Source organism: Bradyrhizobium lupini (assembly GCF_040939785.1).
GTDB lineage: Bacteria > Pseudomonadota > Alphaproteobacteria > Rhizobiales > Xanthobacteraceae > Bradyrhizobium > Bradyrhizobium canariense_D.
In genome coordinates, this window is record NZ_CP162553.1 from 6,546,653 (window position 1) to 6,560,218 (window position 13,566).

Annotated in this window: 14 protein-coding genes; 6 read left to right on the forward strand and 8 right to left on the reverse strand. The window is 63.3% G+C overall.

The annotated features are described in order from the left end of the window. Nucleotides 1-2 precede the first annotated feature (2 nt). Nucleotides 3-497: a DUF3455 domain-containing protein gene (locus AB3L03_RS31145; RefSeq protein WP_247337317.1), complete on the reverse strand. Its 495-nt coding sequence runs from the start codon at nucleotides 495-497 to the stop codon at nucleotides 3-5. 99 nt (nucleotides 498-596) lie between these two features. Next, nucleotides 597-1,811 carry an NADP-dependent isocitrate dehydrogenase gene (locus tag AB3L03_RS31150; RefSeq protein ID WP_018456365.1) on the reverse strand — a complete coding sequence of 405 codons (1,215 nt, stop codon included), beginning with the start codon at nucleotides 1,809-1,811 and terminating at the stop codon, nucleotides 597-599. Nucleotides 1,812-2,169: 358 nt separating this feature from the next. Here AB3L03_RS31150 and AB3L03_RS31155 point away from each other — a divergent pair, with 358 nt between their 5' ends. Together AB3L03_RS31155 and AB3L03_RS31160 are read left to right on the forward strand one after the other, a co-directional pair. Beyond that, the gene (locus AB3L03_RS31155; RefSeq protein ID WP_368507644.1) at nucleotides 2,170-3,351 is read left to right on the forward strand and encodes a TrmJ/YjtD family RNA methyltransferase; all 1,182 of its coding nucleotides are present in this window, start codon (nucleotides 2,170-2,172) and stop codon (nucleotides 3,349-3,351) included. 232 nt (nucleotides 3,352-3,583) lie between these two features. Further along, nucleotides 3,584-5,149, forward strand: coding sequence for a tetratricopeptide repeat protein (locus AB3L03_RS31160; protein WP_368507645.1), 1,566 nt, complete (start codon nucleotides 3,584-3,586; stop codon nucleotides 5,147-5,149). Between the two features lie 99 nt (nucleotides 5,150-5,248). On the opposite strand, the gene AB3L03_RS31165 is transcribed toward AB3L03_RS31160, so the two are convergent. Genes AB3L03_RS31165 through mddA form a run of 4 tightly spaced genes read right to left on the reverse strand, consistent with a single transcriptional unit; the run spans nucleotide 5,249 to nucleotide 8,502 of the window. After that, nucleotides 5,249-5,998 (reverse strand): PaaI family thioesterase, encoded by a 750-nt coding sequence (locus AB3L03_RS31165; RefSeq protein ID WP_368507646.1) that lies wholly within the window; start codon nucleotides 5,996-5,998, stop codon nucleotides 5,249-5,251. Nucleotides 5,999-6,026: 28 nt separating this feature from the next. After that, entirely contained in the window at nucleotides 6,027-7,004 is a 978-nt protein-coding gene (locus AB3L03_RS31170) for an NADPH:quinone oxidoreductase family protein (protein ID WP_368507647.1), read from the reverse strand. Then, nucleotides 7,001-7,702, reverse strand: a complete 702-nt coding sequence (locus AB3L03_RS31175) for a LuxR C-terminal-related transcriptional regulator (protein ID WP_051112990.1) — start codon at nucleotides 7,700-7,702, stop codon at nucleotides 7,001-7,003. The genes AB3L03_RS31170 and AB3L03_RS31175 overlap by 4 nt, the downstream gene beginning before the upstream one ends. After that, a complete protein-coding gene (gene mddA / locus AB3L03_RS31180; RefSeq protein ID WP_368507648.1) occupies nucleotides 7,699-8,502 on the reverse strand; it encodes a methanethiol S-methyltransferase in 804 nt (267 codons plus the stop codon). Before mddA ends, AB3L03_RS31175 begins: the two co-directional genes overlap by 4 nt. Nucleotides 8,503-8,651: 149 nt before the next feature. Here mddA and AB3L03_RS31185 point away from each other — a divergent pair, with 149 nt between their 5' ends. Both AB3L03_RS31185 and cynS read left to right on the forward strand, forming a co-directional pair. Beyond that, a complete protein-coding gene (locus AB3L03_RS31185; protein WP_368507649.1) occupies nucleotides 8,652-10,196 on the forward strand; it encodes an alpha/beta fold hydrolase in 1,545 nt (514 codons plus the stop codon). A gap of 137 nt (nucleotides 10,197-10,333) precedes the next feature. Then, complete coding sequence (gene cynS / locus AB3L03_RS31190) at nucleotides 10,334-10,822, forward strand: cyanase (protein WP_018455520.1); 489 nt, start codon at nucleotides 10,334-10,336, stop codon at nucleotides 10,820-10,822. A 55-nt stretch (nucleotides 10,823-10,877) separates the two neighbouring features. On the opposite strand, the gene AB3L03_RS31195 is transcribed toward cynS, so the two are convergent. After that, entirely contained in the window at nucleotides 10,878-11,201 is a 324-nt protein-coding gene (locus AB3L03_RS31195; protein ID WP_018455521.1) for a DUF1476 domain-containing protein, read from the reverse strand. A 310-nt stretch (nucleotides 11,202-11,511) separates the two neighbouring features. Here AB3L03_RS31195 and purC point away from each other — a divergent pair, with 310 nt between their 5' ends. Next, a complete protein-coding gene (gene purC, locus AB3L03_RS31200; RefSeq protein WP_008974302.1) occupies nucleotides 11,512-12,279 on the forward strand; it encodes a phosphoribosylaminoimidazolesuccinocarboxamide synthase in 768 nt (255 codons plus the stop codon). A gap of 12 nt (nucleotides 12,280-12,291) precedes the next feature. After that, complete coding sequence (gene purS, locus AB3L03_RS31205; RefSeq protein ID WP_026232966.1) at nucleotides 12,292-12,534, forward strand: phosphoribosylformylglycinamidine synthase subunit PurS; 243 nt, start codon at nucleotides 12,292-12,294, stop codon at nucleotides 12,532-12,534. Between the two features lie 10 nt (nucleotides 12,535-12,544). Here the strand turns inward: purS and AB3L03_RS31210 are convergent, their stop codons facing one another. Continuing rightward, nucleotides 12,545-13,561, reverse strand: a complete 1,017-nt coding sequence (locus AB3L03_RS31210; protein ID WP_018455523.1) for a magnesium and cobalt transport protein CorA — start codon at nucleotides 13,559-13,561, stop codon at nucleotides 12,545-12,547. Between the last annotated feature and the right edge of the window lie 5 nt (nucleotides 13,562-13,566).

Consider the following 13,566-nt stretch of genomic DNA (forward strand, 5'->3'; position numbering starts at 1 on the left):
GCTCAGCCCTTCTTCAGGAAGACGTAGTCGGCTGAATAGGGCGCGCTCTTGAAGTCGCCGGCCTTGTCGCACGCGCCGTCGAGCTTGCCGCCATGGGTGTTGATGCGCTGAACCGTGGTAACGGGCGTGAGGACGCCGCTGCCGCGGTGGGCGGTCACTTCCAGCTTCAGCCAGGGAATGTCGGCGGCAGTGGTACCCGGCGCATTGCCGGCGGCCTTGGCGGCCACGGCGCTGCCGTCGGCATGCTCCCAGTTCGGTCCGGCATAGTGCCGGCCGATCGTCTTGCCCTCGGCGAGCAGGGTGGCGATCGGTTCACGAAAAGCCCAGGCGAGCTTGCCGTCGGTGCCGGCCTTGCATTCATAGACCTGCGCGCCCTCGGCGTGGACGCTGAGCACGATGCTCTCGCCGGGCGCGGCGATGGCGTCGGGAAGCGGGTCGGCGGCCACAGCCGGTCCAGCGAGCAGCAACAGGCAGGGGACGGCAAGCTTGATCGACATGGTCGCATCTCCGCGCAAAGGTCCAAATAAGCGAACGGGCCGCGTTTGCGACGCGGCCCGTGATGATGTCCGGCCCAGTCGGGCGAAATTGCAGACGGCTTACGCCGCCAGCGCCTTGCCGAGGTTCTCGGCGACCTTGTCGAGGAAGCCGGTTGTCGAGAGCCAGCGCTGGTCGGCGCCGACCAGGAGCGCGAGGTCCTTGGTCATGTAGCCTTCCTCGACGGTGTCGACGCAGACCTTCTCCAGGGTGTTTGCGAACTTGGCGAGCTCGGCATTGTTGTCGAGCTTGGCGCGGTGCGACAGGCCACGGGTCCAGGCGAAGATCGATGCGATCGAGTTGGTCGAGGTCTCCTTGCCCTTCTGATGCTCGCGGTAGTGGCGGGTGACCGTGCCGTGGGCAGCTTCGGCTTCTACCGTCTTGCCGTCGGGGGTGAGGAGAACCGAGGTCATCAGGCCGAGCGAGCCGTAGCCCTGCGCCACCGTGTCGGACTGCACGTCGCCGTCGTAGTTCTTGCAGGCCCAGACATAACCGCCGGACCATTTCAGCGCGGAGGCGACCATGTCGTCGATCAGGCGGTGCTCGTAGGTCAGGCCCTTGGCGTCGAATTCCTTCTTGAACTCGCGCTCGTAGATGTCCTGGAAGATGTCCTTGAACCGACCGTCATAGACCTTCATGATCGTGTTCTTGGTCGAGAGATAGACCGGGTAGTTACGCAGCAGGCCGTAATTCAACGATGCGCGGGCGAAGTCGATGATGGAATCGTCGAGATTGTACATCTGCATCGCGACGCCGGCGCCCGGGGTCTTGAACACTTCTTTCTCGATGACGGTGCCGTCCTCGCCGACGAACTTCATCGTCAGCGTACCCTTGCCCGGGAACTTGATGTCGGTGGCGCGATACTGGTCGCCATAGGCGTGGCGGCCGATGATGATCGGCTTGGTCCAGCCAGGAACCAGGCGCGGCACGTTCTTGCAGATGATCGGCTCGCGGAAGATCACGCCGCCGAGGATGTTGCGGATGGTGCCGTTCGGCGACTTCCACATCTGCTTGAGGTTGAACTCCTTCACCCGCGCTTCGTCCGGGGTGATGGTGGCGCACTTGACGCCCACGCCAACCTTCTTGATCGCCTCGGCGGCGTCGATCGTGACCTGATCGTTGGTGTGGTCGCGGTACTCCATTCCCAGGTCGAAATATTGCAGCTCGACATCCAGGAACGGGTTGATCAGCTTGTCCTTGATGTACTGCCAGATGATCCGGGTCATCTCGTCGCCATCGAGTTCGACGACGGGGTTGGACACCTTGATTTTTGCCATGATCGGGGAAGCCTCTTGGGAACGGCGCTTGTGGCGCGCCACGGGAATATCCGCCGCCTCTTAGCACCTGATAGCAGCGGGCGAAAGCCAAGGGATTATGCACTTTTAGCTCATCCAGCCTCCGCAGATGGGGGGCGGGAGGAGCCCTGCCGCGGGGGCCGGGCAGAGGGTTCAGGCAAGATTCAAAAGTCGAATCCAACCCGTTATTTCCCTTGAGAATTTCGTCAGGACAGGCAAACGACAGGCGAACGGGCAGCCGGCCCGAGAGCAGGTCGAGACCAGGTCAGGACCGGCCTTGAATCAGTTCATGAAGAGCGCCTGTCCAAGACCTTGAGAACCAGTGTGAAAGCGAAGCGAGATGTCCGGGACTGACAAGAGCAAAGCGGGCCTTTCCCTCGACGGTCCCATCGTGATCCTGGTCGAGCCGCAGCTTGGCGAAAACATCGGCATGGCCGCGCGCGCCATGGGCAACTTCGCGCTGAGCCGATTGCGCATCGTCAACCCTCGCGACGGCTGGCCCAACATCGCCGCCCAGCGCGCCGCGGCCGGGGCCGACTATATTCTGGACAAGGTCGAATTGTTCGACACGGTCGGTGAGGCCGTCGCCGACCTGGACCTGCTGTTCGCCACCACCGCGCGCCCCCATGACCAAGCCAAGCCGGTGGTGGGGCCGGAAGCCGCAGCTAGCGAGATTTCCGGGCACGTCGCCGCCGGCGGCAAGGCCGGTATCCTGTTCGGCCGGGAGCGCTGGGGCCTGACCAATGAGGAGGTCGGGCTCGCCAACCGCATCATTACCTTCCCGGTCAATCCGGGCTTTGCCTCGCTCAACCTCGCCCAAGCGGTGCTGCTGGTCGGCTACGAATGGTTCAAGCGGGCGACCTCCGGCGAGCTGCCGCACGCCATGCCGGAGCGCTCTGAGCGCGCCTCGCAGCACCAGATGCAGGCCTTCTTCGACAATTTGATCCGCGAACTCGACCGGGTCGAATTTCTGCGCCCGGCCGAGAAGCGCGACACCATGCTGGTGAACCTGCGCAACATCTTCAGCCGGATGGAGCCGACCAAACAGGACATGCACACCCTCCATGGGGTCGTGATGGCGATCGCGGAAGGGCGCAAGGGCCCGGCCAAAGGCGGCGTGCTCGACGGCGAGCAGGCAACGCGGCTGCGTGCGCTTTTGGCCGAGCACGGTCAGGGCGGCGGCGTCCCCGACAGCGGCTCCACCGTGCGCGGCCTCGCCCGTCTGCTCCGCCGCAACCCAACCGATGCCGAGCGGCTGCTTTGGCAGGCCCTCACACGCGACCGCCGCTTCGCAGGCCAGTTCAAGCGCCAGACTCCTGTGGGGCGGCATATCCCGGACTTCGTCTCGTTCCCGCAACGGATCGCGATCGAACTGGTGAACACGGGCGAGAATGAGACGATCGTCGCGGATCGCGCGTCGCGGCGGGCGTGGCTCGAGGCGCGCGATTATCGCGTGATCGAGATGCGGGCTGCGGACGTGGAGCGGGATCTCGAGGCGGAGCTGGTACGGTTGCAGGGATGATGGCGGAAACAACATAACTTTGGGCACGCCGCCGGTTTGCGAGCGCCGCAACCGAGGGCTGTGCAAGAGCATGACCGGTTGCTAATGTCGTCCCCGGGAATTGAGTTGGGGACTGCATGTTCGGAATGACAGGCCGCGCGCTCGTTTGTGCGGCAGCAGGCGTAAGCGCGTTGGCGTTGGCGACCTTGCTCGAAATATCGGGCGCTCGTGCGGAAATGGCCTTGAGCGCCAAGTGCAACGCGGCGGCAATTTCAGTGTCGATGACCGCATTGCGGGCTGCACCGCCATGATCGAGGCAGCGACCGGTATGCAGCCAGCTGTGATCATGGCGCATTTCCGCCGCGCCATGTTCTACCGCCAGAAGGGCGAGATCGACTTTGCGATCGCGGACTACAATCAGATCATCGAGCGCGATCCGGGCAATCTGAACGCCCGTATCGCGAGGGCGTCTGCGTTTATTCAAAAGCGACAGCCCGAGGCCGCGCTGTCAGATTACGCCAAGGCAATCGAGCTCGATCCGAAGAGTACCTACGCATATATCGGACGTGCTCACGTCTATTGGGCGAGACGAGACTTCGTCCGCGCCATCGCCGACTATGATCAGGCTCTCCTGATCCATCCGGACAATGTCATAGCGTATGTCGAGCGAGGCCTTGCTTACATTAGCAAGGGGGATCCGGATCGGGCCATGGCCGACTGTGATCGAGCGGTCGAGATCAGCCCCCAAACCGGCGGCGGCCAACTGTGCCGGGGTCGGGTTTACTTCGCCAAGGGCAATAGAGAACGTGCATTGGCCGAACTCGATCAAACCACGCCGATCAGGCCAACGAAGGAGAATTTCTACTACTTCCGAGCCGAGTCCTTCTCTCAGCTGGGCGAACTCGACCGCGCTATCGCCGACTACGACCGGGTCATCGAGCTGAATCCACAAAGCCGGACTGCCTACGGCTGCCGCGGTGTCGTCTATGCTCAAAAGGGCGACTATGATCGCGCCATCGCCGATTACGACCAGGTGATCCGGCTGCTACATCAGGATCAAGGGATCTCGGGTGGTCGGCAGACGCGGATTCAAGGTCAGGACGGTGACCCCATTTCCACGTCCGTCGCGGGTGAATCAATTGCACTCGCTTCAGGGGACGGCCCTGTGCTCCGCGCTCGCGGGGTAGCCTACTACGCGAAAGGCGATCTTGACCGCGCTATCGCAGATTACGATGAGGCGATTCGCCTAAATCCCAAGGACAAGGATGCAATATCGTCTCGCGGCAACGCGTACAGGGCCAAAGGAGACTTCGACCGCTCGCTTGCGGACTACGATCAACTTGTACGACTCGATGCCAGGGATGCGCGCGCCTACTTTCATCGTGCAAGGGTCTATTGGCAGAGCGCTTCTTTTGCAAAATCGTTGGCTGACCTCGATCAGTCAATCCAGCTCAATCCAAAGGATGCCTATCCGGTTTTATGGCGCGAAATCGTTGCAAAGCGCAGCGACCAACAGAGCCGGCTGAGCGAGGCTGCGAAGCAGCTGGACGCGACGAAATGGCCCGCGCCGATCGTCAATCTCTTTCTCGGCAAGATGACGCCGGAGCAAGTGCTCAGCGCGGCGGACGACGCCGACCCGATGAAGAGAAAGTGGCAGTTCTGCGAGGCAAATTTCTATATTGCCGAGCGCGCACTGCAGGGCGGCTCCAAGGAAGAGGCGCTTAGGCTGTTGGATCAGGCGGCGGCCGATTGCCCGAAGACCTTCATCGAGAAGCAGGCGGCCGACGTTGAGCTCCTTTCGCTGCGAGCGAGCCGCTGACCTCGATCAGGCTTCCTAAGGCGGGCAAAGCGAAGCGTGCCACCATCTCACGTACCGAGACGGAAGTGCTGGGCATGGCGCTGCGCGCCTTCGGCCACCTTACGAAGGACGTCCGAGCTGCACTTCGCGCTGGACCGCAATCCATGTCGCTCGCGCCACCGCCAGCAATCTCCCGGCTTCATCGTGAAGCGCAGCTTCGGCCGCGCGTTTGCGGCCGTCGCGGCCGATGGGCCAGGCCGTGATGATGCAGCGTTCTCCCGGGCGCGGGCGGGCTTCGATCCGTGCTGACATTCGCCCCAGCAGCAGCGGTGCCTTGTCGAAGCCGCCGCTCTGTGGATCGCAATTGCAGGCAAAACCGGTGGGGCAGTCGAGCGCCGACCAGAGGAATTCCGGCGCGACGAGGCCGTCGTCGGCGGCGAGATTCTGATCCGGCGTCCAGCTCGCCGCGAGAACGGCGTTGTGACCACGGAGCGAGCCGGCAAAAATGCGCAAGCCGTCGCCTTTCGCCCTTGCCGGACCGCACACGAAACATGTCGGCAATGGATGCTCGTGCGGCTTGACCGGCGTCAGCAATTCGGCGGCGCAGGCGTCCTCGAAGCTGGCTGTCTCCAGTCGCGAAAGCTCCACGCTTGCCGGCTGCCCGGTCGCGACGATCTTGTTGCCGTCGCGAAGCTCCCATGTGCCGTCGTCGGTTGCGACCGCATCGAGCGGAGTGTCCAGCGCCGGCGGCGCGCGCAGCGTTATCTCCGCGGCGCCGGGAATGTGGCGGGCGAGCCGGCCGCAGACATAGCCGCCGTTGCCGGAGTTCGGAGGACCGCAAAAGCGTTTGTCGATGATGATCTGTGTCATCGGTTTTGTTCTCTCTTTCCGGCTCACCTTACCTGATCTTGAGGACAATTCGCCCCTGAGCCGTTCGGTTGGCCACGGCGCGCATGGCTTCTCCGGCCTCCTCCAAACGAAGGACGCGATCGATGTGCGGACGGATTTTTCCCTCGGCCAGCAATTGCATCAGCGTGGCGTTCATACGCGCGGCATCAGCTGAGAATTTCTCCGCCCAGGCGCCGACGAAGACGCCGAGGATGGAATAGTTCTTCAGCAGCGGAAGGTTCATCGGGAGCTGTGGAATTTCGCCGCTGGTGAAGCCGATCGGCATCAGCCGTCCGCCCCATTTCATCGACCGGGCCATCTGCTCGAATATCGCGCCGCCGACATTGTCGAAGCCGATGTCGATCCCTTCGCCACCGGTGATCGCCTTGATCCCGTCGCGCAGATTCTCTGTGCGATAGTTGATGACCTCGCTGCCACCGTAGGCGCGCACCAGGTTCGCCTTGTCATCGGAGCCGATACCGGCGACGACGCGCAGGCCCAGGTGGCGGCCAAGGTCGACCGCGGCAAGGCCAACTCCGCCGGCCGCACCGGTGACGAACAGCGTTTCGTCGCGCTGCGCCCGGGCCCGCTCGACCAGCGCATAATAGGCCGTGCCGTAATTGTGCAGCACCGTCGCCGCGGCTTCGAATGCGACGCCATCCGGCAGTCGCACGGTTTTCGATTCCTTCGCTATCATCCGTTCGGCGTAGCCGCCGGTCCAGGCGCTGCACGCCACGCGGTCGCCAGGCGCGAATCCCGTGACTTTGTCGCCGACCGCGACGACGACACCGGATGCTTCCGTGCCGGGCACGAAGGGCGTCGGCGGCCGCATCTGATAGAGACCCGAGACCACCAATTGGTCCATGAAACTGACCGAGGCCGCATGGACGGCGATCAGAATCTCGTCGCCGGACGGCTTCGGCTCGTCGATTTCACTAAGGCGCAAATCGCCGGGTCCGGTGAATGAGCTGCATAGAATTGCTCTCATCGTGTCGCTCCAACGGATTGTCTGCATTCGGCAGGTTTGCGTAACGGCGTCGCATATCCCGCGACAAGCTTGACGAAATCTGCCTGTCGCGCTGCACCGGTCTTTTCAAACAGGCGCCGGACATGCGTCTTGATCGTCGTATTGGCGACGCCGAGTGCCGCCGCCACTTCGGGAACGCCGCCGAGTTCGACGATCGCGAGCATCACACGCAGTTCGGCTGGCGTCAGTTTGAACGCGTTACGGAGAGCTTCCGAACGAGGCAATATTGTCAGCGCCGCCTTGCGGACGAACAGTGCGGCAACCGCGCTGCAGGCGGCAGACGCATTGCGGCGCATGCCCGATGTGAGCGACAGGACATGGGCGACGTGGCGTTCTCCGTCCAGCCCGATCATCGAGATCGCAAGTCCGTTGATGCCATGCGCCTGGTCGCCGCGTCCCGCTGCCGCGAAGACTTGCCGCAACGTCTGGCTGACCGTGCTATCGCAGGCCATCAGAACCCCACGGAGCTCGAGGAGGACGTCGCTCGCATCGAGCATGGCCTGCCCGGCGGTATTGGCGTGAATCAGACGTCCGTCTGTGTCGACGAGAAATAGGCTGGCGTCGAGCCCATCGAGGGTATCAGCGAACACGGCGGCGTTTGCTGCCACCTGAACGGGCCCCCGCTCGACCGCAAATGCGCGGCATGGCACTGCGCTCATCGGGGTGCACCAGCGGAGCGAGGGGGCTGGCGCTCGTCCGCCGGGCGGCGCGTGAAGAGACGCGGCACCAGCATCGGAACGCGATGGCGATATTGCTGATAGGTCATGCCGAACTCGGCGATCAGATCGCGCTCCTCGAACTGCAGGGCGATCAGGATGTAGGCCGTGTTCGCGAGCGCGAACAGCAGATGGCCGGCGGTCATCTCGGGCGTAGCCCAGAACGCGAGCAGGAAACCCAGCATGATTGGGTGCCGCACGATCTTGTAGAGCAGCGGTGTTCTGAACGATTGACCTGGTATCTCGCTCCCGCGGAACGCGACGAAGGCCTGGCGGAGGCCGAACAGATCGAAATGATCGATCATGTGGGTGGAGGCGAACGCGATCAGCCAGCCGAGCCAATGCACGCCGATCAGCAACCAGGCCGCTATTCCGCTCGTTTGCCAGACCGGCGTCGGGATCGGACGCCACTGCCAGAACAGCAACAGCAGGATCAGGCTGGAAAGCAGCACATAGGTGCTGCGCTGGCAGGCGAGGGGAAGGAATTTGGCCGACCATCGTTTGAAGGCCGGCCGCGCCATCACGCTGTGCTGGATCGCAAACAGGCTCATCAGCAGCAGGTTGACGACGACGGCCACGCTCAGGTCCGTCGGGCTGCCGACATCGATCGACTTATCGATCGACATATCTATCGATTTGGGCACGACATAATTGCCGACGAAACCGAGCGCATAGAGAAATGAGACCGTGAAGATGACGTAGCTCACGATGGCGTAGAGCAGGATCAGGAGGCGCGAGATCATGTTTTTTCCTATTGTGCCTGATGCAGCCGTGCCGCATTCAGGAGCCTGAATTGCTCGCCCGCGAGCAGGCTCGATCTGCCCCGACTGCTATTGCCGGACCGTCCCCTGTGCGTCCCCCGGGGGGCGCCGCAAGGGGAGGGAGGACTTTCATGACGGCTTTCTCGCTGGGGACATTCGGGTTCCCTGAGGTCCACGCCGACGGCCGCCCGATCAAGTTGGCCTTGCGCAAGGGCCTCGCGCTGCTGATCTATCTCGCGGAGGCCAAGGGCGCTGTGGCCCGCGAAATCGTGGCGACGCTGCTGTGGCCTGAAACTGACCGCGAGACCGGCCTTGCGCGGTTGCGGCGGCTGCTTCACCGAATCGAGCTGACGCTCGGTCAGCAGGTGTTCGAGACCGACCGCATCAGTCTGCGATGGTCTCCGGCAGTCGCGCTGCAGGTCGATGCACATTTTTTCGAGAGCGCCTGCGATCGCGGTGACTTTGACGAAGCCTGCCAGACTTATCGGGGAGATTTCCTCGCAGGCTTCTCGCCGGAGGGCTGTCCGGAATTCGACGACTGGGCGTTCTTCCGCCGCGAGGCGCTGCGGGGACGGCTGATGCACGCGCTGGAGCGTCTGGTGCAGGACAAGACCGCTGCCGGAGACTACTTCGCCGCGACCGCGCATGCGACCCGTCTGGCCGAGCTCGATCCTTTGAGCGAGGTCTATGGCCGGCATCTGATCCGCAGCCTGCTGCTGGCGGGCGACCGCAGCGCGGCAGAGCGGCACCATGCGGCACTGACGCGGCGGCTGCGTGACGAGCTTGGTGTTACGCCGGAAGCCGAGACCGCGGCGTTGATGAGTCCTGCGGCGGCACACTCTGTACCAGCGACGCGCTACGTCAAGGGCGCCGGTGTGCATCTGGCGTATCAGACCTATGGCAGCGGTCCGCTCGACATCCTGGTCATGCCCGGCTTCGTATCGCATGTGGAACGCGCCTGGGAGCATCCGGCGAGCCGAACCTTTCTGGCCTCACTGACGAAGCTGGGGCGTCTGATCGTGTTCGATCGTCGCGGGATCGGGTTGTCCGACCGGGTTGGGTCGGCGCCTGATATCGACGTCACCGCGGAGGATATCGGCACCGTGCTGCGCGCCGCGGATGCGCGCCGCGTTGTGCTGTTCGGCGCATCCGAGTGCGGGCCGGCCTGCATCAAATTCGCCGTCGACGAGCCGCGTCTCGTGGCCGGACTCATCCTGTTCGGTGCATTGGCCAAGGGCTGCTGGTCGCAGGACTATCCGCACGCGTTGCGCGCCAGCCAGTACGACGCCTGGAGCAAGCACCTCATCGCGCAATGGGGAGGTCCGGTGGGGATTGAGACCTTCGCACCCAGCCTTGCCGGCGATCCCCAGGCCCGCGCATGGTGGGCGGGGCTATTGCGCGCGGCCTCCAGTCCCGGCGGCATCTCGGCCGTGCTCGAGGCGTTTCGCGACGCCGACGTGCGGCAGCTTTTGCCGCAAATTGCCATGCCGACATTGGTGTTGCATCGTCGGGACGACAAGGCCGTACGGATCGCGGCCGGCCGCGATGTGGCGAGCCGGATCAAAGGTGCGCAATTCGTCGAGCTCGACGGCAACGATCACTGGTTCTTCGCGGGCGATCAGCAGCCGGTGCTCGATGCGATCAGGGGATTTACGGAAGCATTGCCGAGGCGATGAGGCGAGGCACGTAAATCCGTAGCCCCGGTCATTGGCACGTTTCGTGCCTGCCAAAGTGGCACAAAAAGCGTCGCGTCTATCCGCTGCCTCGAGGAAATGAGCCGGCGCGACATAGTCTTAGCCAAGGAGACCCTGACATGAAACGCGAAGACCTCACCGAGAAGCTGCTCGACATCAAGCGCGAGAAGGGCTGGAGCTGGAAATATATCTGCGAGAAGATCGGCGGCTATTCCGAGGTGCTGATAACAGGCGCGATCCTCGGCCAGATGAAACTGACGAAGCCGCAGGCGGCCAACGCCGGCGAACTGTTCGGCCTGTCGAAGGCGGAGACCGCCATGCTGAACGAGGTGCCGATGCGCGGCACCGGCACGCCGATGCCGCCGACCGACCCGCTGATCTACCGCTTCTACGAGATGGTGATGGTCAACGGCCCGGCCTGGAAGGCGCTGATCGAGGAGGAGTTCGGCGACGGCATCATGTCGGCGATCGACTTCGACATGGCGATCGAGCGCGTGGCGAATCCGAAGGGCGACCGCGTCAAGTTCACGATGAGCGGCAAATTCCTGCCGTACAAATATTACGGCGCCAGCGGCAACGTGCCGGAATATGGGTTCAAGGAGGGATAGCTGGTTGGCATTCCGGGGGCGCGTCGCAGACGTGGCCCCGGAATGATGCTTCGCCTTATTTCCCGGCCTTCACCTCGGCCGCCGCCACCGCGATCAGCTCGTTCATCTTGGCGCGAATTGCCTGTTCGGTGACGGCCACGTTCTTGGCGGCGAAATCGGCCATGACCTTGCGCAGGACGTCGGCGTCACCGGCTTCCTCGAAATCGGCCGCGACCACCTCCTTGGCATAGGCCGTGGCGGCATCACCCGTGATGCCGAGCTTTTCGGCCGCCCACAGCCCGAGCAGCCGGTTGCGGCGGGCTTCCGCCTTGAATTTCTGCTCCTCGTCGAGGGCAAACTTCTTCTCGAAGCCTTCCTCGCGCTTGTCCAACGTGCTCATGCCTTTTCCAATTCCCTGCTGACTGGACCCGGCTGGCCCTCGTTGCGAGAGCCCCGGTGCATGCCTAGATAGGGGGCAGGAATCGGCAAAACAACGAGCCGTTAAGCCGCAGGCAAGGCGGTATAAGTTTGATGCCGGACGGCCGGATCGATTGTGCTGGGACAGCCAATCGGATAGGTTGCCTCAGGCTGGGTTCCCGTTCTGTTTTCTAGGGGTTCCGGGCCGTTCACGGCAGCTCCGCTGTGGGTCGTAGTCTCGTCAACCGGAGCACACCAAATACATGGATTTCAACAAAACACGGTACATCCCCATGAGCCGTCGGCGTCGCATTTATGAAGGCAAGGCAAAGGTTCTTTACGAAGGCCCGGAGCCCGGTACCCTGATCCAGCACTTCAAGGATGACGCCACCGCGTTCAATGCGAAAAAGCATCAGGTGATCGAGGGCAAGGGTGTCCTCAACAACCGGATCTCGGAGTACCTGTTTCAGCACCTCAACGACATCGGGGTGCCGACCCATTTCATCCGCCGCCTCAATATGCGCGAGCAATTGATCCGCGAAGTCGAGATCGTGCCGCTGGAAGTGGTGGTGCGGAACGTTGCCGCCGGCTCGCTGTCGCAGCGCCTCGGCATCGAGGAGGGCACGCAGCTGCCCCGCTCGATCATCGAGTTCTACTACAAGAACGACCAGCTCAACGATCCCATGGTGTCGGAAGAGCACATCACCGCTTTCGGGTGGGCGACACCGCAGGAGATCGACGACATCATGGCACTTGCCATCCGTGTCAACGACTTCCTCACCGGTCTCTTCCTCGGCATCGGCATCCGCCTCGTCGACTTCAAGATGGAGTGCGGCCGGCTGTTCGAGAACGAGATGATGCGGATCATCGTCGCCGACGAGATCTCGCCGGATAGCTGCCGCCTGTGGGACATCAAGTCGAACGAGAAGCTCGACAAGGACCGTTTCCGCAGGGATCTCGGTGGGCTGCTCGAGGCCTATACCGAAGTCGCCAAGCGTCTCGGCATTCTCATGGAGAACGAGCGTCCGGCCGGCTCCGGCCCGGTGCTGGTGAAGAGCTAAGAGGAATCTGACGTGAAGGCACGTGTTACCGTGACGTTGAAAACGGGCATCCTCGATCCGCAGGGCAAGGCGATCGAGGGTGCGTTGAAGTCGCTCGGCGTCGACGGCGTCGCCAGCGTCCGGCAGGGCAAGGTGTTCGACATCGAGCTCGCGGGCACGGACAAGGCGAAGGCGGAGGCGGCGTTGAAGGATGCCGCCGACAAGCTGCTGGCGAATACCGTGATCGAGAACTACCGGGTCGAGCTGATCGGGTGAACGGGATGGCTCACAGCCATCCGACCCGACGAAAACGCCAATACAGCGCGCCGCACGCCGTCAGCATCACGCCGAGCAGCGTGTAATAGCCGTACTCCCAGTCCAGCTCCGGCATGTGCTTGAAGTTCATGCCGTAGATGCCGGCAAGCGCGGTCGGGATCGCGATGATCGCGAGCCAGGAGGCAAGTTTCTTGGAGACCGCCGTCTCCTGGGCCTGGCCGACCAGCAGGCTCGCTTCGAAGGCGAAGGCCAGCACCTCGCGCATGGAATCGATCCGCTCCTGGATGTTGCGGACGTGGTCGGTGACGTCGCGGAACAGCGGCTGCATCGTCGCGCGCACCATCGCAAGCTCGTCGTGCTCCAGACGGCGGCAGACCTCCACCAGCGGCCCGATCGCGGTCCTGAGCCGCAAGAGGTCGCGGCGCAGCATATAGAGCCGCTCGATCTGCGCCTTGCTGATCGCCTTGGAGAGCACGTCATCCTCGATGCTCTCGACCTCTTCGTGAATGCTCTCGAGCACGGGCGAGTAGTTGTCGACGATGAAATCGAGGATGGCGTAGAGGATGTAGTCCTCGCCGCGCGCGAGCGCTCGCGGGCAGCTTTCGCAACGTTCGCGCACCGGCGTGTAGGATGTCGACGCGCCGTGGCGCACCGAGACCAGATAGCCTTCGCCAACGAAGATGTGCGTCTCGCCGAAGGCGATCCGGCCCTCGATCAGTTGCGCGGTTCGCGCCACGATGAACAGGGCCTCGCCATATTGCTCGATCTTCGGTCTCTGATGGGCGTGGTTGGCGTCCTCGATGGCAAGCTCGTGCAGGTCGAACTGCTTCTGCACCGCGCTGAGCAGCGCCATGTCGGGCTCGTGCAGCCCGATCCAGACCACGTGGCCGGGCTTCGCCCGCCAGCTCGAGGCCTCGCTGATGGCAATATTGGCGACGCGCCGGCCGTCGACATAGGCACCGGCGGCGATCACGCCCTCGGTGGACACCGGCTCGGAGAGGGATGCGGGCAGCGAGGGGACATTCATGGCTT